The organism is Sphingobacterium composti, assembly GCF_009829075.1.
Lineage (GTDB): Bacteria > Bacteroidota > Bacteroidia > Sphingobacteriales > Sphingobacteriaceae > Sphingobacterium > Sphingobacterium composti.
On record NZ_WUQZ01000015.1, the window covers coordinates 73255 to 94223 of the forward strand.

At 36.7% G+C, this 20969-nt stretch carries 19 protein-coding genes; 16 read left to right on the top strand and 3 right to left on the bottom strand.

Annotated features, from left to right (window positions below; all coding sequences use genetic code 11):
* Nucleotides 1-5: 5 nt before the first annotated feature.
* From GOQ17_RS10840 to ftsZ, 10 genes are all read left to right on the top strand, one after another.
* Nucleotides 6-2120 (top strand): PASTA domain-containing penicillin-binding protein, encoded by a 2115-nt coding sequence (locus GOQ17_RS10840; protein ID WP_159637405.1) that lies wholly within the window; start codon nt 6-8, stop codon nt 2118-2120.
* A 1-nt stretch (nt 2121) separates the two neighbouring features.
* Nucleotides 2122-3576: a UDP-N-acetylmuramoyl-L-alanyl-D-glutamate--2,6-diaminopimelate ligase gene (locus GOQ17_RS10845; RefSeq protein ID WP_159637406.1), complete on the top strand. Its 1455-nt coding sequence runs from the start codon at nt 2122-2124 to the stop codon at nt 3574-3576.
* A gap of 8 nt (nt 3577-3584) precedes the next feature.
* Nucleotides 3585-4829, top strand: a complete 1245-nt coding sequence (mraY, locus tag GOQ17_RS10850; protein ID WP_159637407.1) for a phospho-N-acetylmuramoyl-pentapeptide-transferase — start codon at nt 3585-3587, stop codon at nt 4827-4829.
* Nucleotide 4830: 1 nt separating this feature from the next.
* On the top strand, nt 4831-6204 hold the full coding sequence (murD, locus tag GOQ17_RS10855) for a UDP-N-acetylmuramoyl-L-alanine--D-glutamate ligase (protein WP_159637408.1): 1374 nt from the start codon (nt 4831-4833) through the stop codon (nt 6202-6204).
* A gap of 10 nt (nt 6205-6214) precedes the next feature.
* The gene (locus GOQ17_RS10860; protein WP_159637409.1) at nt 6215-7429 is read left to right on the top strand and encodes an FtsW/RodA/SpoVE family cell cycle protein; all 1215 of its coding nucleotides are present in this window, start codon (nt 6215-6217) and stop codon (nt 7427-7429) included.
* 11 nt (nt 7430-7440) lie between these two features.
* Complete coding sequence (gene murG / locus GOQ17_RS10865) at nt 7441-8535, top strand: undecaprenyldiphospho-muramoylpentapeptide beta-N-acetylglucosaminyltransferase (RefSeq protein ID WP_159637410.1); 1095 nt, start codon at nt 7441-7443, stop codon at nt 8533-8535.
* 7 nt (nt 8536-8542) lie between these two features.
* Complete coding sequence (gene murC, locus GOQ17_RS10870; RefSeq protein ID WP_159637428.1) at nt 8543-9895, top strand: UDP-N-acetylmuramate--L-alanine ligase; 1353 nt, start codon at nt 8543-8545, stop codon at nt 9893-9895.
* Nucleotides 9896-9897: 2 nt separating this feature from the next.
* A complete protein-coding gene (locus GOQ17_RS10875) occupies nt 9898-10716 on the top strand; it encodes a POTRA-like domain-containing protein (RefSeq protein ID WP_159637411.1) in 819 nt (272 codons plus the stop codon).
* Between the two features lie 12 nt (nt 10717-10728).
* Nucleotides 10729-12108 carry a cell division protein FtsA gene (gene ftsA, locus GOQ17_RS10880; protein WP_159637412.1) on the top strand — a complete coding sequence of 460 codons (1380 nt, stop codon included), beginning with the start codon at nt 10729-10731 and terminating at the stop codon, nt 12106-12108.
* Between the two features lie 142 nt (nt 12109-12250).
* Complete coding sequence (ftsZ, locus tag GOQ17_RS10885; protein WP_159637413.1) at nt 12251-13951, top strand: cell division protein FtsZ; 1701 nt, start codon at nt 12251-12253, stop codon at nt 13949-13951.
* A gap of 76 nt (nt 13952-14027) precedes the next feature.
* On the opposite strand, the gene GOQ17_RS10890 is transcribed toward ftsZ, so the two are convergent.
* Nucleotides 14028-14672, bottom strand: a complete 645-nt coding sequence (locus GOQ17_RS10890; protein ID WP_159637414.1) for a response regulator — start codon at nt 14670-14672, stop codon at nt 14028-14030.
* A gap of 181 nt (nt 14673-14853) precedes the next feature.
* Here GOQ17_RS10890 and mscL point away from each other — a divergent pair, with 181 nt between their 5' ends.
* From mscL to tsaB, 5 genes are all read left to right on the top strand, one after another.
* Complete coding sequence (gene mscL / locus GOQ17_RS10895) at nt 14854-15273, top strand: large-conductance mechanosensitive channel protein MscL (RefSeq protein ID WP_159637415.1); 420 nt, start codon at nt 14854-14856, stop codon at nt 15271-15273.
* Between the two features lie 155 nt (nt 15274-15428).
* The gene (gene rpmH / locus GOQ17_RS10900; RefSeq protein WP_003002285.1) at nt 15429-15587 is read left to right on the top strand and encodes a 50S ribosomal protein L34; all 159 of its coding nucleotides are present in this window, start codon (nt 15429-15431) and stop codon (nt 15585-15587) included.
* 63 nt (nt 15588-15650) lie between these two features.
* Nucleotides 15651-16040, top strand: coding sequence for a ribonuclease P protein component (gene rnpA, locus GOQ17_RS10905; RefSeq protein WP_236537127.1), 390 nt, complete (start codon nt 15651-15653; stop codon nt 16038-16040).
* On the top strand, nt 16024-16275 hold the full coding sequence (gene yidD / locus GOQ17_RS10910) for a membrane protein insertion efficiency factor YidD (protein WP_159637416.1): 252 nt from the start codon (nt 16024-16026) through the stop codon (nt 16273-16275). The genes rnpA and yidD overlap by 17 nt, the downstream gene beginning before the upstream one ends.
* Before the next feature lie 12 nt (nt 16276-16287).
* Nucleotides 16288-16980, top strand: coding sequence for a tRNA (adenosine(37)-N6)-threonylcarbamoyltransferase complex dimerization subunit type 1 TsaB (tsaB, locus tag GOQ17_RS10915; RefSeq protein ID WP_159637417.1), 693 nt, complete (start codon nt 16288-16290; stop codon nt 16978-16980).
* Here the strand turns inward: tsaB and GOQ17_RS10920 are convergent.
* Nucleotides 16975-17880, bottom strand: a complete 906-nt coding sequence (locus GOQ17_RS10920) for a magnesium transporter CorA family protein (RefSeq protein ID WP_159637419.1) — start codon at nt 17878-17880, stop codon at nt 16975-16977. The two genes, tsaB and GOQ17_RS10920, sit on opposite strands and share 6 nt — an antisense overlap.
* A gap of 87 nt (nt 17881-17967) precedes the next feature.
* Entirely contained in the window at nt 17968-18582 is a 615-nt protein-coding gene (locus tag GOQ17_RS10925; RefSeq protein ID WP_159637420.1) for an OmpH/Skp family outer membrane protein, read from the bottom strand.
* A gap of 180 nt (nt 18583-18762) precedes the next feature.
* Between GOQ17_RS10925 and gyrB the strand changes: the two genes are divergently transcribed.
* The gene (gyrB, locus tag GOQ17_RS10930) at nt 18763-20721 is read left to right on the top strand and encodes a DNA topoisomerase (ATP-hydrolyzing) subunit B (protein ID WP_159637421.1); all 1959 of its coding nucleotides are present in this window, start codon (nt 18763-18765) and stop codon (nt 20719-20721) included.
* Nucleotides 20722-20969: the final 248 nt, after the last annotated feature.

A 20969-nucleotide genomic window follows, 5' to 3' on the forward strand; every position in this document is an offset into this window, starting at 1 on the left:
TTAGAATGAATATTAGGAAGTCCATATTAGTGCGTGTATACCTAGCCTTTGGGTTGATGGTATTTGGAGCCTTAGCAGTTTTTGCTAAGCTTTTGCATTTGCAGTATGTGGATGGAGAGAAGTGGAGAGTCATAGCTGATAGTTTGACAATTCAGGAGCGTGTGGTCGAGGCAGCCAGAGGTAATATTTATTCTGTTGATGGTAGTTTATTGGCGACATCAGTGCCTGAGTATGAAATCAGATTTGACGCGATGTCAATTCCTTTGGAATATAATGATGTCTTTAATAGCAAGGTTGATTCGTTGGCGACAAAATTGGCTGGATTCTTTAAAGATAAATCCCCTCGTCAATACTTGACTATTTTAAAGCAAGCGAGAAGTAAAAAGCAACGTTATGTGTTGTTGAAGCGTGCGGTTTCACATCAAGATTTAAAAGTGCTAAAGACTTTTCCTTTGTTTAAGACCTTTCGTGAAGGAAAAAGAAGATACTCAAGTAGTTTAGTCGCGGTTAGACAAAATAAGAGAATATTGCCATTTACTAATCTTGCGGCACGTACAATAGGTTACAAGAACGATGAGTTTAGAGTTGGGTTGGAGGGAGCATACGGAGATTACATTGAAGGGAAAAGTGGAGCGCAAATGATGCAGCGCATTGCGGGAGGAGTATGGGTTCCAGTCAATAGAGAGCTAGAAGTTGCTCCTGTTGATGGTTCGGATATTATTTCCACTATCGATGTGAATATGCAAGATATGGCGCAACGCGCATTAGGTAAGCAGATGAAAATCAGTAATGCCGATGAGGGTTGTGTGATATTGATGGAGGTGCAGACGGGTGAAATTCGCGCAATAGCCAATTTTACAAAAGATAAAGATGGGGAGTATCGTGAAAAATTTAATTATGCTATTGCTCAAACTGCTGATCCGGGCTCGACATTTAAGCTTGCATCTTTTTTGGCGGCAATTGATGATGGATATATAGATACAGCAACACGTGTAGATATTGGGAATGGAACGTATAAAGTGCCATCGCACACAATACGAGATTCACATGCTCCTAAGAAATCTGTTATAACTGTAAAGGAAGCTTTTGAAGAATCTTCGAATGTGGCAATTACAAAATTGATCAATACGCATTATGGAAATAATCCATCAAAATATACCTCAAAACTTCATAGTTGGGGGCTGCATGAACCTTTAGGGTTGCAAATACCTGGTGAAGGTAAGCCAGTGGTGAAATCACCGAAAAATAAATCTTGGAGTAAATTGTCTTTGGTGCAAATGGCTTATGGATATGAATTGTTATTAACGCCTTTGCAAACATTAACACTTTATAATGGTGTGGCAAATAATGGAAAGTTGATTGCTCCAGTTTTTGTAAAAGAGATAAGACATTTGGGTAATACTATTGAACGTTTTGAAGCGCGAGTTATAAATAAGCAAATGGCTAGTGCTGAAGCAATATCAAAAATGCAAGGTTTGCTTGAGGGGGTTATGATTGAAGGGACAGGTAAAAGGTTAGCGAGTCCATTATATTCATCTGCTGGCAAAACAGGTACAGCGCAAATGGCTGACAACTCTCGTGGTTATGGCGCTCGACGTTATCAATCTTCATTTGCAGGTTATTTTCCTGCAAATAATCCAAAATATTCTATGATAGTGGTGATTCGTAATCCACGAAACGGGTATTATGGGGGTTCGGTAGCGGGTCCTGTTTTTAAGGAGTTGGCAGATATGGTGTATGCAAATGATTTGAATTTACACGGAACTTTTGCTACTAAAGCGGTGAATACAGCGGGCATGCGTACGCCATTGACATTGAATGGTTCGAAAGAAGCATCAACAAAAGTGTACGAGGCGTTAGGTTTTAGCCCCCAAAATTGGAATTCGATAAGTCAAGGTGATTCGTCATTGGTACAAAAAGGATTTCCATTTATCGAGGTTACGATCAAAGAAGGTGTTGTTCCGAATGTAAAAGGCATGGGATTGGTTGATGCGATATTTACGATGGAAAACGCTGGGTTTAAAACAAAAATTTCAGGTAAAGGTAAGGTTATCGCGCAGTCTTTAACACCAGGTCAGCGATTGAAAATAGGTTCTAACATTTCATTAGAGTTGAATTGATATGATATTAAAAGAGTTATTGCATGCTATTCCTGTTCTACAGGTTTTTGGTTCACTTGAAGTGGAGGTGGATGCTATTGCTTTTGACTCTAGACAAGTAAAGCAAGGAACTCTATTTGTGGCAGTAAAAGGTGTGCATACTGATGGACATTTATATTTAACGAAGGCTATTGAATTGAATGCTTCTGTAGTAGTAGTGGAAGAATTGCCTGAAAGTATCAATGATGAGGTTACCTATATACAGGTTAATGATAGCGCTTATGCCTTAGGAATATTAGCAGGTAATTTCTATGGAAATCCATCCAAAGATTTGAAATTGGTTGGTGTTACAGGGACAAATGGAAAAACTACTGTTGCAACATTATTATTCAACTTGTTTAAGCAATTGGGATATCATGTAGGATTATTATCTACAGTAGAAAATAGAATTGGTTCGACTATAATTCCAGCAACACATACAACGCCAGATCCAGTAGCTTTGAATAAACTGTTGCGCGATATGGTGGATGATGGTTGTGATTATTGTTTTATGGAGGTGAGTTCACATGCGGTGATTCAACAACGTATTGTTGGATTACGTTTTGCAGGGGGCATTTTCACTAACATAACCCACGATCATTTAGACTTTCATGGCACGTTTGATAATTATATAAAAGCAAAGAAAAAGTTCTTTGACGATTTGGATGGATATGCTTTTGCTTTGACCAATGTAGATGATAGAAATGGCAATATCATGCTTCAAAACACATTTGCTCACCGCAAGACATATGGATTGCAAAATATGGCTGATTTTAAAGCTAAAGTTATGGAATCTCACTTTGATGGCATGTTATTACAAATAGATGCCCATGATTTGTGGGTAAAATTAGTCGGTGGTTTTAATGCGTACAATTTGTTGGCAGTATATGCTTCCGCTATTCTTTTAGAGCAAGAAACCTCAAAAGTATTGGTGGCGCTAAGCGAAATTTCTGGAGCCGAAGGAAGGTTTGAGACTGTTCGTTCTAAAAATGGTGTTGTAGGCATTGTAGATTATGCTCATACACCCGATGCAGTGGAGAATGTGTTGGAAACAATAAAGGATTTGCGTACAGCAGGTCAACAGATAATAACTGTTTTAGGTTGTGGAGGTGATCGTGATAAAACGAAGCGTCCAGAAATGGCAAAAGTCGCTTTGAAGTATAGTGATAAATTAATCATTACTTCTGACAATCCGCGCACTGAAGATCCAGTGCAGATTATTAAAGATATGGAAGCTGGTATTTCTCCTGAAAAGAAGAAGAATACTTTTAGCATTACAGATCGTCGTGAAGCTATTCGTGCGGCAGTTCATTTGGCAAATCCAGGAGATATTGTTTTGGTAGCGGGAAAGGGACACGAGAAATATCAAGAGGTGAATGGGGTTCGACACCATTTTGATGATAAAGAAGAATTGGAAAATACATTTAACGAGCAATAAAAAATTCGATGTTATATTATTTATTTGATTGGCTACAAGAAAATTGGAAAATCCCAGGATCGGGATTGTTTCAATACATTTCGTTTCGTACAGCGATAGCGGTTATAGTGTCGCTCATTATCACGACGGTATTTGGTAGTCGATTGATCAAATTATTGCACAAAAAACAAGTAGGAGAGACTATTCGCGATCTGGGTTTAGAGGGTGAAAAGAAAAAGCAGGGGACACCTACAATGGGTGGATTGATAATCATTGCAGGTATTTTAATTCCGACTTTGCTGTTTGCTAAACTAGATAATATTTACATCATTATCATGGTGGTAACGACTATTTGGATGGGTGCAATTGGTTTTCTTGATGATTACATAAAGGTATTTAAAAAAAATAAAGAAGGTTTAGCTGGTCGTTTCAAAGTAATTGGACAAGTAGGTTTGGGGATTTTGATTGCCATTACGATGTATTTCCATCCAGATATTGTCGTGCGTGAGCAAGTAATTAATCCAACTTCTGAAACACCGGTGGAGGTGGTGATTAATCCAAATACGGGAGAAACTACTTATACGGAAAATGTGAAGTCTACGATGACTAACATTCCGTTTTATAAGGATAACGAGTTCGATTATTCAAAAGTATTGCCTGTAATTGGTATTGATAACCCTTGGGCGACGTTTGCTTTGTTTCTGATAGTGGTCGTTTTTATCGTTACAGCAGTTTCTAATGGTGCAAATATTACAGATGGAATAGATGGTCTTGCGACAGGTACATCCGCTATCATAGGTATTACATTGGCGATTTTGGCATATGTATCAGGTAATATTATTTTCTCGGACTACTTAAATATCATGTATATACCAAACTCTGGAGAGTTGGTGATTTTTGCGGGTGCATTTGTGGGTGCATGTACTGGTTTTTTGTGGTACAATGCCTATCCAGCGCAAGTGTTTATGGGAGATACAGGTTCTTTAGCTATTGGTGGTATTATAGCGGCATTTGCGATTTTGATTCGTAAAGAGTTGTTGATTCCGGTATTGTGTGGGGTGTTTTTGATTGAAAATCTTTCAGTGATAATGCAGGTATCTTACTTCAAATACACAAAGAAAAGATTTGGTGAAGGTCGTCGAATATTTTTGATGTCCCCATTGCACCATCATTACCAAAAGAAAGGATATCACGAGGCTAAAATTGTAACACGTTTTGTAATCGTAGGTGTGATTTTAGCGATTCTGACAATTGTAACGTTGAAAGTAAGATAGTATGGGAAATATAGCATCAACATATTACCCTCAATCTGGACGCTTTGTTGTTCTTGGAGCTGGAGAAAGTGGCGTCGGTGCTGCTATCTTGGGAAAGGACAAAGGTTTCGATGTTTTCGTGTCAGATATGGGAACAATTGCGGATTCCTATAGAGCAATTTTAGAAGAAGAAGGGATTGCTTATGAGTCAGGACAACATACAGAAGATTTGATTCTGAATGCTTCTATAATAGTCAAAAGTCCAGGTATACCTGAAAAAGCTCCTTTGATTAAGAAGCTCCGTTCTTTGAACATTGCTGTGATTTCAGAAATTGAATTCGCAGCGCAATATACCGATGCCAAGTTGATTTGTATCACAGGGTCAAATGGTAAGTCAACGACTACCATGTTGACGTATTATATGCTGCAAAAAGCAGGGCTAAATGTTGGTTTGGCTGGCAATATTGGAAAAAGCTTTGCGCTGCAGGTTGCGCGTGAAACATTTGATACGTATGTATTAGAAATTTCCAGCTTTATGTTGGATGATATGTATCACTTCCGCGCTGATGTAGCGGTTATATTGAATATTACACCGGACCATTTGGATCGGTATGATTATAAGATGGAAAATTATGTGGATTCAAAATTCCGCATGATTCAAAATCAACGTCCAGAAGACTATTTTATTTACTGCTTGGATGATGAAGAAACAGTAAAAGCGTTGCCAAGATTTGAAATCAAAGCACAACAGTTGCCGATGACACAAGAACAGATAGTAGAAGTAGGCGCGTATTTGGACGCTAATAAAAATTTGAAAATTAACTTACCTAATAGAGACGAGTTCGAGATGAATATTGAAGAGTTATCATTACAAGGAAAGCACAATGTCTATAATAATATGGCATCTGGCTTAATCGCTAAAGTGCAAGAATTACGCAATCAGAGCATGAAAGAGAGCATGGGGTCTTATGTGAATATTGAGCATAGATTGGAGCATGTTGCACTTATCGGAGGTGTTAATTATATCAATGATTCGAAGGCGACGAATGTGAATTCTGTTTGGTATGCGTTAGAAAGTTTCTCATCAGAAATCGTTTTGTTATTGGGAGGTGTAGACAAAGGAAATGACTATGATATGCTTCGTGATTTAGTGAAACAAAAAGTGAAGGCTATTATCTGTATTGGTAAAGATACTTCCCGTATTCACGATGCTTTTGAAGATGAAGTTGAGGTAATTATCAACAGTTCATCGATGGAAGATGCTGTTAATATTGCTTCGCACATTGCTACAAAAGGAGATACGGTATTGTTGTCACCAGCATGTGCAAGTTTCGATTGGTTCAAAAATTACGAAGAAAGAGGAGATAAATTCAAAGAAGCTGTAATGGCTTTGTAGGGTACTAGTTATGGAGCAAATCTTTTCAAAACTAAAGGGTGATAAATGGATTTGGATTATCGTGATAATCTTATCAGGATGGTCTTTGCTAGCTGTGTACAGTTCAGTAGGTACTTTGGCTTATAAAGAAGGCAAAGGTACGGAAATGTATTTGGTTAAGCACTTTTCCATTATTGCTATTGGTCTAGTTTTGATGTATTTGTCTCACAAATTGGATTACAGATGGTATGCTGGGATATCCAAAATATTGATGATAATCACGATACCGTTATTGTTTTATACATTGATATTTGGTAGTTCAGTCAATGAAGCGTCTAGATGGGTGACGATTCCTGTTATCAATCAAACTTTTCAGACTTCCGATTTGGCAAAACTGGCTTTGATTACATTCTTAGCACGTATGCTATCGCGAAAGGCACATGAAATCAAAGATTTGAAAAAATCTTTTATCCCCATAATGGGAACGGTATGCGCGGTTTTCGTATTGATTGCCATTGCCAATTTATCCACAGCACTTATGTTGTTTGGTACAAGTATTTTGTTGTTGGTAATTGGGCGAATCGATACCAAACAAATTGGGATTGTTTGCTTAGGGGGAATGGTTCTTCTGACATTAGTAATACTTTTAGGACCACGTCGCGCGACCTATGTAAGTCGTATTGAAGGTTTTTTCAAAAAAGAGCAAGTTGATGGGGGAACTGCTTCGGTGCCATTTCAAGAAGATAAAAACTTCCAAGCTAATAATGCAAAAATTGCCATAGCTACAGGTGGTTTGTTTGGTAAAGGTCCTGGTAATAGTGTGCAACGTAACGTATTGCCACATCCATACTCAGATTTTATCTTCGCTATCATTATTGAAGAATATGGTACTATAGGTGCTTTCATATTATTGTCCTTGTATTTAGCGCTCATGTATCGCGTGATTCGTATCGTAACATTAAGTCCTCGTGCATTCGGTGCTTTTCTGGCAGCTGGATTAGGCTTTAGTTTGACTATTCAGGCGTTAGCCAATATGGCGGTAGCAGTAGGGTTGGGTCCAGTGACAGGTGTGCCCTTACCATTGGTGAGTATGGGGGGGACATCGATATTATTTACAAGTGTTGCGTTAGGAATTATCTTATCTGTAAGTAGGAGTATTGAAGAATTAAAAAATAAAGAAGAATTAGAAGAAGGTTCGATAACTGCACCAAAAAAGGCCAAAAAGGTAGTTGTGGGAACAGTTTAGCAAAATTGAATATGGCGCATAAAGTAATCATAAGCGGAGGAGGAACTGGAGGACATATTTTTCCAGCTATTGCGATAGCGAATGCGTTGCGTCGTATAGAGCCGAATATTGAAATATTGTTTGTAGGAGCGAATGGTAAGATGGAGATGGAGAAAGTTCCAGCGGCAGGATATACAATTGTTGGCTTAGATATTCAAGGTTTCAATCGTTCATCACTTCTTAAAAATATTTCCTTGCCTTTCAAAATGATTAGTAGTCTGTTGAAAGCAAGAAAAATTATCAAGGATTTCAAAGCAGAGGCAGCAGTTGGTGTTGGTGGATATGCTTCAGGTCCCTTATTGATGATGGCAAATATGTTGGGGCTGCCAACATTGATTCAAGAACAAAATTCTTTTGCAGGTAAGACCAATAAAAGTTTGGGTGCTAAAGCAAAGAAAGTTTGTGTGGCATATGAAGGAATGGAGCAATTTTTTCCTGCGGAGAAAGTGTTGTTGACAGGTAATCCTATTCGTCGTACTTCGGTAGATATAGAAGGAAAGAAAGGAGAGGCTTTAGTTTCTTTCGGCTTAGAAGCTGGTAAGAAAACAATCTTGGTAACTGGAGGAAGTCTGGGGGCTGGTACATTGAATGATTGTGTCAAACAAGCTTTTGAAAAGTTTAAAGATTCGGATGTGCAAGTGATTTGGCAATGTGGAAGCTATTATCATGATGCTTTGAATAAGGAGATTCAAGATTTGCCCTATAATGTGAAGATGATGGCTTTTTTGCAACGTATGAATTATGCGTATGCGGCAGCAGATTTGATTATTGCTAGAGCTGGAGCAGGAACAATTTCAGAATTATGTGTGGTTGGTAAACCTGTGATTTTAGTTCCATCGCCGAACGTAGCGGAAGATCATCAAACCAAAAATGCAATGGCTTTGGTAAATAAAGAAGCCGCGTTGATGGTGAAAGATGTAGAAGCAAGAGAAAAATTAGTGGATGAAGCTTTGGCTTTATTACAAAATGAAAATAAAATGAACGACTTAGCAACAAATATCAAAAAACTTGCTCTTCTGGATGCTGATGATGTGATAGCTAAGGAAGTTTTAAAATTAATAAAATAAGAATATGATAAATATTGACCAAATAAAGCAGGTTTATCTTATCGGTATCGGTGGTATTGGGATGAGTGGTTTGGCGCGTTACTTTCAGCATTTGGGCTGTAAAGTAATGGGATATGACCGTACTGAAACAGATTTGACACTTGCATTGGTGCAGGAAGGGATTGATGTTATTTATCAAGATGACACGGTTTTGATTCCAGCTGAATTTGGTCTGCCATCTCCTGAGACTTTGGTGATTTTTACACCAGCAGTTCCCAAGGATTTGAAGATCAAGAATTATTTTATTGACAAAGGATTTGATATTTACAAGCGTTCGCAAGTTTTAGGATTTATTAGTGCGAGTCGATTTACCATTGGTGTAGCAGGTACGCATGGTAAGACTACAACATCGACGATGATAGCACATATTCTGAAAGATTCGGGTTATGATTGTTCGGCTTTTTTAGGTGGTATCAGTTCTAATTATAATACGAACGTATTATATGGTGATAATAATGTGGTGGTGGTCGAAGCGGATGAATACGACCGTTCTTTCTTGACATTGCATCCTAATATTGCTGTAGTTACTTCTGCGGATGCAGACCATTTAGATATTTACGGAGATGAATCTCATTTGATTGAATCCTTTCAAATGTACTTGGATAGAGTGGTTGATGGTGGAACTCGCATTGTGAAAAAGGGATTGCCATTTTCGGGAGATATCTTGTATTCGAAAGATGAGCAAGCTGATGCGCATGCTGAGAATATAGAAGTAATAGATGGAGAATTCCATTTCGATTATGTGAAGGGTGATTTGCGTATAGCAAATATCAAGATGGGAATTGCTGGTCTTCACAATATTGAAAATGCTGTTGCGGCAATAACTGTTGCCTTATTGTTAGAAATTGAACAAGAGAAAATCGTTACAGCCTTAGCAAATTTCCGCGGAGCGAAAAGACGTTTTGAATATATCGTTCGTCAACAAAATGCAGTTTACATTGATGATTATGCGCATCATCCTGAAGAATTAAGGGCTTTTCTTTCTTCGTTAAAGAAACTTTATCCTTCTAAAAAGATGACTGTCGTTTTCCAACCGCATTTATTTTCACGCACACGTGATTTTGTTGATGGTTTTGCTGAAGTATTGGGAATGGCGGATGATTTATTGTTGATGGAAATTTATCCAGCACGCGAGTTACCTATTGAAGGGGTAACGTCGTCTTGGTTGTTAGAAAAAATAAATTTGGATAATAAGAGAGTGGTATCTCCAGAAGAAGTACTGGAATATGTGAAAATTGAGCAACCAGAGCTTGTGGTAACTGTAGGGGCCGGAGATATTGATCGATTAGTAAAACCATTGAAGGCAATTATTGAAAATTAATTATGAAGAACATTAGATGGGGGCTTGTATTCTACACTTTGCTAGGCGTTAGCGCCTTAGTAGGATTGCTTGTGCTCATGGGAATGATTAGTAATAAGGATAAATCTCAGGTTTGCACAGCTTTGAAAGTCAATGTGGAGGGTAAAGAAACTTTTATCGACCAAAATGATATTTCAACGATGGTGAATAATCAATTCGGAACTGTAATAGGGAAAGAATTGCAAGCCATAAAATATGAAGATATAGAGCGTGCTATTGAAAAATTACCTTATGTATCTAATGCAGAAATTCACGCTGATATGGATGGTACAATCAATGTCAACGTTCAGCAACGGGAAGTTATTTTACGTGTGATCAATAGAGATGGTCGTGAATTCTATGTTGATACAAAAGGGCATAAAATTCCGGTGACTTTAAAATATGTACCGCATGTATTGGTGGCTAATGGAAAGATTCGCGAGAACTATAACAAGCCTCTAGAACAAGTTGAAACTAAATTGGTGAAGGATTTAGTACGTATTGTGGAGCAAGTGAGTGGCAATGAATTGTGGGAAAATCAGATTGTTCAGATTTATGTCAACGAGCAAGATGATATAGAATTAATACCTCGTGTAGGACGTGAACTTTTAGTTATCGGTTCAGCAGATTCTTTGGAATATAAGCTGAAAAGATTGGAGATGTATTATAAAAATATATTGCCAAAAGTAGGTACAGATGCATACGCAAAAGTAAATGTAAAATACGGAGGACAAATTATTTGTGAGCGAAGAGAGGGGTGGTATATGGATAGCTTGCAAATGAAAATCAACATGAAAAATTAAAAAATACAGCATATGAAACCAAGAATTACAGACAATGAAAAAGAAAATCCGATTATCGTAGGTTTAGATATCGGTACTACAAAGATTTGTGTTACTGTAGGACGACGCAGTGGTACAAACAAAATTGAATTATTAGGTGTAGGAAAAGCGGAATCTGCTGGAGTAAATCGTGGTGTGGTGGCTAATATTCAAAAGACTGTATTTAGTATACGTGAGGCTGTTTCTTTGGCAGAGGGACAATCAAACGTAGATATTAAAGTGGTGAATATCGGTATCGCTGGTCAACATATCAAAAGTATTCAACATCGTGGTATTTTGACTAAAAACGATGATGATGAAATTAACCGTTTGGATGTAGAACGTTTGATATCTGATATGTACAAGTTGGTTTTGCCTCCAGGAGAAGAAATTATTCATGTGTTGCCTCAGGAGTTTACAATTGACAATGAGCCGGGCATCAAAGAACCGATTGGTATGGCTGGAAGACGTATGGAAGCAAATTTTCATATCATTTCAGGTCGTGTGACTGATATCAAAAATATCAAGAAATGTGTTGATAACGCTGACTTAGAAGTTTCATCATTGGTACTTGAGCCTCTTGCGTCATCCGAAGCTGTATTGGATGAAGAAGAAAAAATGGCTGGTGTAGTTCTTGTTGATATTGGTGGTGGTACTACCGATGTGGCTATTTTCCACGAAGGTATTATCCGTCATACTGCTGTAATTCCGTTGGGAGGTAATATTGTAACAGAAGATATTCGTCAAGGTTGTGCTGTCCTTCGAAATCAAGCTGAGCAATTAAAAGTTAGATATGGTTCAGCATTGGCTGACGAAAATAAAGAAAACGAAGTTATCTGCGTTCCAGGTATTCGTGGTCGTGATTCTAAAGAAATTTCTGTCAAAAATTTAGCTTATATTATTCAAGCTAGAATGGAAGAAATTATAGAACACGTATATTATGAAATTAAATCTTCAGGCTATGAAGATAAACTTATTGCAGGTATCGTTATTACTGGTGGTGGTGCACAGTTGAAACATTTGGTTCAATTGGTAGAATATATCACTGGAATTGATTGTCGTATTGGTTATCCAAACGAGTATTTGGCAAAAACAGATATGCTCAATAAGCAGACAATGGAAGAAATGAAAAGTCCAATGTATGCAACAAGTATTGGTTTGTTAATGAAAGGTATTCAAGCGGTCGAAGACGAACAAGAAATTGCTTTTACGGAGCGAGAACTGAAAAAACCACGTAGAGGTAATGCTGAAGGTGAAGTAGAAAGAATTACCAAAGAGCAAAGCAAAAAAGAGAGTTGGTTTACTAAAATTATCTCAGAATTTATCAAGGATAATCAAGAAATTGACAACGATACTTATGTAGGAAAAAAATAATTTTTCCACACTGTGTAGAGTTTTCCACAATCTCACAAATGTGGAAAACTCTTGTGAAGAATTTGGTATTATTACATTCGAATTGTTGAGTTTGGAGTAGATCGATAAAGCTTGGCAGTTCTTTTATAAATAGGATATTATTATGTCGATACAATTTGAAATGTTAAAGGAGCAATCATCTATAATCAAGGTTATAGGTGTTGGTGGTGGCGGTGGTAATGCTGTCAATCACATGTACAAGCAAGGGATTAGTGGTGTAGATTTTATAGTGTGTAATACTGATGCGCAAGCATTGGAATTAAGTCCTATTCCTAACAAAGTACAATTGGGAGTTAGTCTTACGGAAGGTATGGGTGCTGGTGCCGATCCTGATGTGGGCGAAAACTCTGCTATCGAAAGTATTGATGATATCAAAAGAATGTTGGGTACTAACACCAAAATGCTTTTTATCACGGCTGGTATGGGCGGTGGTACAGGTACTGGTGCAAGTCCTGTATTAGCTAAGGCAGCTAAGGAAATGGGTATCTTGACAGTAGCTATCATAACTACGCCTTTTACATTCGAGGGTAAGAAACGTCGTTCGCAAGCTGAAGAAGGATTGAATGAATTACGTAAATACGTTGATTCATATCTTGTTATCTCAAACGATAGATTGCGTGAGATATTCGGTAACTTGACAATGACCGCTGCTTTTGCAAAAGCGGATGATATATTAACTACTGCTGCTAAAGGTATCGCTGAGATTATTACTATTCCTGGTTACGTAAACGTCGATTTCAAAGATGTGCGTACAGTAATGAATGATAGTGGTGTTGCGATCATGGGTAACCATATTGCTTCTGGCGAAAACAGAGCGATTGAGGCTGTCACGGGTGCCTTAGCTTCTCCATTATTGAAAGATAATGAGATTGAAGGAGCGCGTTACATCTTATTGAATATTACTTCTGGTAAAAAAGAAGTAACAATGGACGAAGTTGCTATTGTAACTGATTATATCCAAGAGAAAGCAGGATTAACAGCAGACTTAATTTGGGGTAATTGTATCGACGAAAACTTAGAAGATGACCTATCGGTAACTATTATTGCAACAGGATTCCAAACTGCTGAAGAGCGTTTGAAAGAGAAAGAGAACGAGAAAATTGCGTTGCCTTTGACTCCGGAAACTGTGCATTCTTTTATTAAGCCCGTATCACAAAATCAATTTGCTGAAAAGCCATCGGTGTCAACTACATCAGCTTATGTAACGCCTGTAGTAGCACCTACTAATGCATCTCAGCCTACTACTCCGCAAGCTGATTTGTTCAATCCGTTGAAATCAAACAATGTATCGAATGTAGCTGTGCAACAAGAGGCAAATGTGGTGCGTCATACTTTGGATGTACAAGAGGATTTCGCTTCGGAAGAATCAGTAGAAGATAATGGTGGTTTTGAATTAAAAACTTCACCTTCTGTTTTTGAATTTAAATTGCCTACAGTATTTGATGCTTACGAAGAAAAAGTAAATGAAGAAGTTGAAGAAGAGGTAAATAATATTGTAGAAGCAAATCATGTTTCTAATGTTTCTCAAACTACTGTTAAAGTTGAAGAAGAAGTTAATTTTGAAGATCAGCTGTTAAAGACGAAAGAACGTATTTTACGTCTTAAAGAATTGAGTATGAAATTGAAATCTTCAAACGGTTTGCAAGAATTAGAGAACGAGCCTGCATATAAGAGAAAGCAAAAATCTTTGGACGATGTGCCGCACTCATCGGATTCTCAAGTTTCGCGTTTTACGTTGTCGTTTGATGATGGGGTGACAGAGATTCGTTCCAACAATTCTTTCTTACATGATAATGTAGATTAAACGTCTAAAAGGATATAAAACTAAAAGCTCAACGATTGTTGAGCTTTTCTTATTTTGTGAAATAGATAATTGTTGATTATGTATTTTGAGCGTGTAATTTAAATAATTCGATCAAATCAGGGATATTTGAAACACCTAATTTCTCGAATATACGGCTCTTGTAAGTACTTACTGTAGATGAGCTTAAATCCAATAAATTAGATACTTCCAAAATTCCGTGACCTTCGATCAAATGTTTTGCAACATCCATCTCTCTATTCGATAGTTTGTTTAGTGGATTTACTTTATCAATACTAGCTTTTGTGCTAGTAAGTTTTTGAATGTATAAATCACGAACAGCAGGAGACATATATTTACCACGTTCTTGGATACTTTGAATAGCATTATTCAGCTCTTCCATTGCAGTATTCTTATTCAGATAGCCTGCTGCACCAGCTTCAATATAGCGGAGTGCATAGATATTTTCATCATAGGAAGAGAAAACCAAAATTTTCAAATCTGCTTGAAGATCTAATACTTCTTTTATAACATTAATATTGTTGCCACCAGGCATATTAATGTCTAATAATAGAAGATCAAACTTTTTAAAATTTAGATGCGAATACACTTCCTTTATTGTAGATGCATGTGTAATTTTTGCGTCTTTGAATGATTCATTTATGGCTACAGCAGTACCAAATCGTACTATACTGTGGTCGTCTGCTATAAGTATATTGTTCATGGTGGTTGTTGTGTGTTCTTTTTGATTTACCAAATAGTTAAAATAAGAAATATTTATTATTTAAATAATACCTATAATTAGTAAATGTAAACATTTATTATTTAATAATATTTACGATTATAATTGTATTATCAAAATTAGGACTTTATCTTTATTTTTGTTTCATTAAAATAAAATTAATATGGGTTTTGTTAAAGAGTTTAAAGATTTTGCCATGCGTGGCAACGTTATTGATCTTGCAGTCGGTGTTGTTATCGGTGGAGCATTTGGTAAAATAGTTACATCACTGGTAGATGACTTGATTATGCCTGTGATTGGAGTAATCACTGGAGGTGTGGATTTCTCTGAAAAAGTAATAACATTAAAGGTTGCAGAGCTGAATGCGGATGGTTCTATTTTGAATCCTGCGGTAACTTTAAACTATGGAAATTTCATTAATGTAATAATCCAATTCTTGATTATTGCTTTCTGTATTTTTGTGGTAATAAAAGGATTGAATTCTTTAAAGAAAAAAGAAGAAGCTCCAGCTGAAGTTCCTGCAGGCCCTTCAAATGAAGAAGTACTGCTTACAGAGATTCGAGATTTGTTAAAAAATAAATAGAATTTCTATTAGTAGATATTAGAAAAGTTCATGATTATATTGTGAACTTTTTTCTAGGAGATGCTTGTATATATTGAAATTATACAGTACTTTTGCATTCCTCTTAGAGGGTAATATCGATTAATAGAAAAAAATAAATAAAGAAATAGAGCGTCATGAAAAGAACATTTCAGCCTTCGCAAAGAAAAAGAAGAAATAAGCACGGTTTTAGAGAGCGTATGAGCACAGCTAATGGTAGAAGAGTATTAGCTTCTCGTAGAGCAAAAGGTAGAAAACGTCTAACAGTTTCTGACGAATACCGTCACAAAGGCTAATTCTTTTCCTTAGCGCCAGTGGCTTAATATTACGGCTATAACTAAGGCCTAATTAGTCATCTGATGAAAAAAACATTTAAGAAAGAAGAACGACTGTGTAGTAAGAGAAAAATTGATTCTCTTTTTCATAGAGGTTCTTCTTTTATTGTATATCCTTTTCGTGTGGTGTATTTAATCGCTTCTGAGTCAGAAGCATTAACTCCAGTAGAGGTTATTCTTTCTGTATCCAAACGTCGATTTAAAAAGGCTCATGATCGTAATCGAATTAAGAGGTTGATTCGAGAAGTATATCGTGTGCAAAAAAATGAAATTTTATATGAAGAGGTAAATAAGCTCTCTGTACATTTGGATATCGCTATTCAGTATGTTGGAAAAGAAGAGTTGGATTATGAATTTTTATTTGTGAAAATGAATAAGGCGTTAAAACAGTTAGTTCATGAGATTTCTTCTTAACATATGGAATTTTATATTATGGTGTTTTAAACACCTCTTTTTGTTGATAATAAAAATTTATCAGCTTTTTATTTCTCCCTTATTGGGAGCTAATTGTCGTTACACACCTACCTGTTCGCAATATGGTAAGGAGGCTATTATGAAGTATGGTCCTTTCAAAGGAGGATGGTTGACAATCAAGCGTATTGTAAGTTGCAATCCTTGGGGAGGGCATGGACACAATCCAGTTCCTTAATTTTTGTTAGATATGGATATATATATATTGCAAATTGATACAGCAACAGAGGTTTGTTCCTTATCGTTGAGTTTAGATGGACAGGTAGTAGATCAGATAGATGCAACAGAGCCTAATTTGCATGCGTCCAAATTGACTGTATTTATTGACGAGTTATTACAACGTAATAATACATCCTACAAAGATCTAGCAGCGATTGCCGTCAGTAAAGGTCCTGGATCTTATACAGGATTGCGGATCGGCGTATCTTCGGCAAAAGGTTTATGTTATGCTTTAGATATACCCTTAATAGCTGTAAATACATTAGAGAGCATGTTTAGAGGCTATACGAAGCTACCGAAAGGTGTATGTGACTTATATGTTCCTATGTTAGATGCGCGTCGTATGGAAGTCTATATGATGATTTTTGACAAACAAGGTCAGGTTTTGGCTACTACTGAAGCAGTTATAATTGATAAGGAAACATTTTATAAATATTCTGAAAAGCAGATTTGTTTGTTTGGATCGGGTGCAGACAAATTAGCTGATCTTTTGGCTGACAAATCGAATATTAAGATTGATTCAACTTACGTGCATTCATCGGCTCATCTTGCTATCTCAGCTTTCGAGAAATTTGAAAATAAAGAATTCGAAGATTTAATTTATTTCGAACCTTACTACTTAAAAGAATTTATAGCTACCACACCAAAAGCTGTTAAGCTATAGCCATTTCTTCCTTTTGAACCAAAAATAAATAATTCCACTCAATAGGAGCATAGCACCTAATACAATTGGGTAGCCATATCTCCAATGCAACTCAGGCATGATATCGAAATTCATACCGTATACACCTACAATAAATGTCAGTGGCATAAAAAATACCGAAATGATAGTTAAGACGCGCATTATCTCATTTGTGTGATTGGATTCAATGTTAAAATAGATATTTAATAATTGAGCTGTGTTTTCTGAAGCATTACGATAAAGTGTACTGGTCCTCGAAAACAAATCCCTCAAATCTTGCGTGTAGATGTTTTTGTATTCTGGCAAGTGAAAGTAGTCTACTATGTCCTTATAGAGTACTAAAATAGATCGTATAACATCAATTTGTCTTTTGATGTAGTAAAGTTTTTTCAGAAATGGCTTTCTTTTTTGGTGTAAGAAGACGACTTCCTCGTAATCATCCAATTTTGTCGCCATATTGCCCAAGATTAAAGTTTCGAATGATTTTAAAGCTTCGGAAAGTAAGGTGTTAACTAGTGATTTGCTGGAGGTCAGCACTTTACTTTTAGGATCTAATTTTTTGATGTTTTCCAAAAAGTTAATATGGCTTCTGTGCGTTGTTATAATAAAATTTTGACCATAAAAAATCGAAACTCTGTCTGTTATCTCTGTTAAGGTGTCAGATTCCTCTTCTAAAGTTTCGGGTGTAGAGCGAATGATAAGAAAATGATAGTTTTCAAACTCTTCAATTTTTGGGAGATGGCCTACCTCCAAACAATCTCTAATAGATTCGTCTCGGAGATTATATTTTTCTTTAAGCTCTTTGAAATCCTCAAGCGTAGGATTGGTGATGTCAATCCATTCAAAATTATGTTTATCAGAAGTTAAGATATGGACAATCATAATTTGTTGTTTTATAATCTAAATTTAAAATAAAAAGGGATTAAATCCGAAGATTAAATCCCTTTTCTAATTTTTTAGCTAAAGATCTTATTTTTTGTTTTTAGCAGTGTATTCTTTATTTAATGCAGCTACAACTTCTTTCGTGATGTCTAACTTTTCATCAGCATAGATTACTGCAGGGTTAGTTTTAGAATAGGTTAACACGTATTGGTAACCATTTTCTTTTGCGTGTTTAGTCAAATATTCAGTGATAGAATTGTAGACAGCTGTCATTTCTGATTGCTCATCTTGAGCCAATGATGCTGATGCATTTTGGTTCAATTGTGCTAGCTCTTGTTGTTTACGCGCTAATCTTTCTTCTGTTGCTTGGCGTTCAGACGCACTCATGGTAGCGGCTTTTTGCTCTGCTTCAGCTAATTCTCTTTGAAATGCTTGACCTTTTGATTGTAAGTTTTCTTGTGCTTTTTTAGCTTTACCTTCTAACTTTGCTTTTGCATCTTTGAAGTATTCATATTGTGCCGACAAAGTATCTGCATTTACATACACAATTTTATCAGCAACTTTAGTTGTGTTCGTATTTGACGATGTGCTATCGTTTTTTGTTGGAGTTGTATTTGATGTGTTTTGACCGCAAGAAGCAGTACCAGCTACGATTGCAATCCCCAAAGTAACTTTAGATAAGTTTGATAAAAATCTATTCATTTGTTGTCTATTTTCAGTTTAAAGAACAAACCTACTATAAAAAAATTAAAATTCCATTTTTTGTTATTTTTTTAGATCACAAATCATCTTTTTTTACCGTTTTAGCCCCGCCAAACTGTTGTTTAAGTCCTTAATTTTTATTAACTTTGATTGTTAATTTAATCTGATTTTTTTTAATTCATGAGCGAAGAAAAAAACAATCCTACAGCGTATTCAGCGGATAATATCCAAGTTTTAGAAGGTTTAGAAGCGGTACGTAAGAGACCTTCTATGTATATTGGTGATACAGGACCTAAAGGTCTACATCATTTAGTATACGAAGTCGTTGACAACTCTATTGATGAGGCTGTTGCTGGATATTGTGATGATATCGTAGTTACTATTTTAGAAGATAATTCTATTTCAGTACAAGATAATGGACGCGGTATTCCAACAGGTATAAATAAAAAGGAAAACAAGTCGGCATTGGAGTTGGTTATGACCGTTCTTCACGCTGGTGGTAAATTCGATAAGGATACATATAAAGTTTCTGGTGGTTTGCACGGTGTGGGTGTTTCTTGTGTGAATGCTTTGTCAACTCACTTGAAAGCAGAGGTACATCGTGAAGGCAAGATATTCAATCAAGAATATGAGCGCGGTAAACCGATGTATGAAGTGAAAGAAGTGGGTGTGTCAGATAAAAATGGAACAATCGTTACTTTCAAACCTGATCCAGAAATTTTTACACAAACGACTACTTATAATTACGATACATTAGCAAATCGTCTTCGTGAATTATCATTCTTAAATAAGGGTATTACACTTACTTTAATTGATAAGCGTGAGCAAAATGAAGATGGTTCAGATCGCAAAGATGTTTTCCATTCTGAAGGTGGTCTCCAAGAATTTGTAAAATTCTTAGATGGTACTCGTGCAGCATTAATTCCTGATCCAATTTATTTGGAAGGAATTAAGCAAGGTATTCCAGTTGAGTTATCTTTCCAATACAACGACACGTATTCAGAAAACGTTCACTCGTATGTGAACAATATCAATACGATCGAGGGCGGTACTCACGTAGCCGGTTTCCGTAGAGGTTTGACACGTATTTTAAAGAAATATGCCGATGAATCTGGATTGTTAAAAAACTCTAAAGTTGAAGTAACAGGTGATGATTTCCGTGAGGGTTTGACGGCAGTTATTTCTGTCAAAGTTGCAGAGCCTCAGTTCGAAGGACAGACCAAAACTAAATTGGGTAATACCGAAGTAATGGGTGCTGTAGATGTAGCTGTGGGTGAGATTTTAGGTCAATATTTAGAGGAAAATCCAAAAGAAGCTAAAGTAATTGTTCAAAAGGTAATTATCGCTGCACAAGCAAGAGCTGCTGCTCGAAAAGCACGCGAGCTTGTTCAACGTAAAACAGTTATGAGTGGATCTGGATTACCAGGTAAATTGGCTGACTGTTCTAGCAATGATCCGGCACTATGTGAAATATTCTTTGTCGAGGGAGATTCAGCTGGTGGTACAGCGAAACAAGGTCGTGACCGAAACTACCAAGCTATTATGCCTCTTCGTGGTAAAATATTGAACGTTGAGAAAGCGATGGAGCACAAAATCTACGAAAACGAGGAGATTAAGAATATGTTTACGGCATTAGGTGTTTCTGTAGGTACAGAAGAAGATCCTAAAGCTTTGAATTTAGCCAAACTTCGTTACCATAAGATTATTATCATGACGGATGCCGATGTCGATGGTAGCCACATTGCGACGTTGATTTTGACATTCTATTTCAGATACATGCGTGAGTTGATTGAAAGAGGTTATATTTATATTGCTACTCCTCCTTTATATTTAGTGAAGAAAGGTAAAGATTTCGAATATGCATGGAATGAAGATCAACGTCTTGCTGCTATCCAACGATTAAAGGGTTCAGGTAAAGAAGATTCAGTAAACGTACAACGTTACAAAGGTCTTGGTGAGATGAACGCAGAGCAATTGTGGGATACAACTATGAATCCTGAACATCGTACTTTACGTCAGGTAACAATTGAAAATGCTGCTGAATGTGATCGTGTATTCTCTATGTTGATGGGTGATGAAGTTGCGCCTCGTCGTGAGTTTATTGAGAAAAATGCAAAATATGCGAAGATAGACGTGTAGTCTTCTTTAAGTAATTATATAAGAGACCGCTATTCATAGCGGTCTTTTTGTTGTGCGCCCGGCATGGGCGATAACTCTAGGGTGCAAGTCCCGAACACGCCATTACAGTTGGAAGTGTTAACCGAAGGCAAGGGTGTCCACCGTGAGGTGGAATCTGAAGGAAGCCACAGGCAAATTCTCGGTCTGACGGACAGAAACTACATATAAGGCCTACGATGCTGGATGAGGTTGCAACACAAACTAAAGTC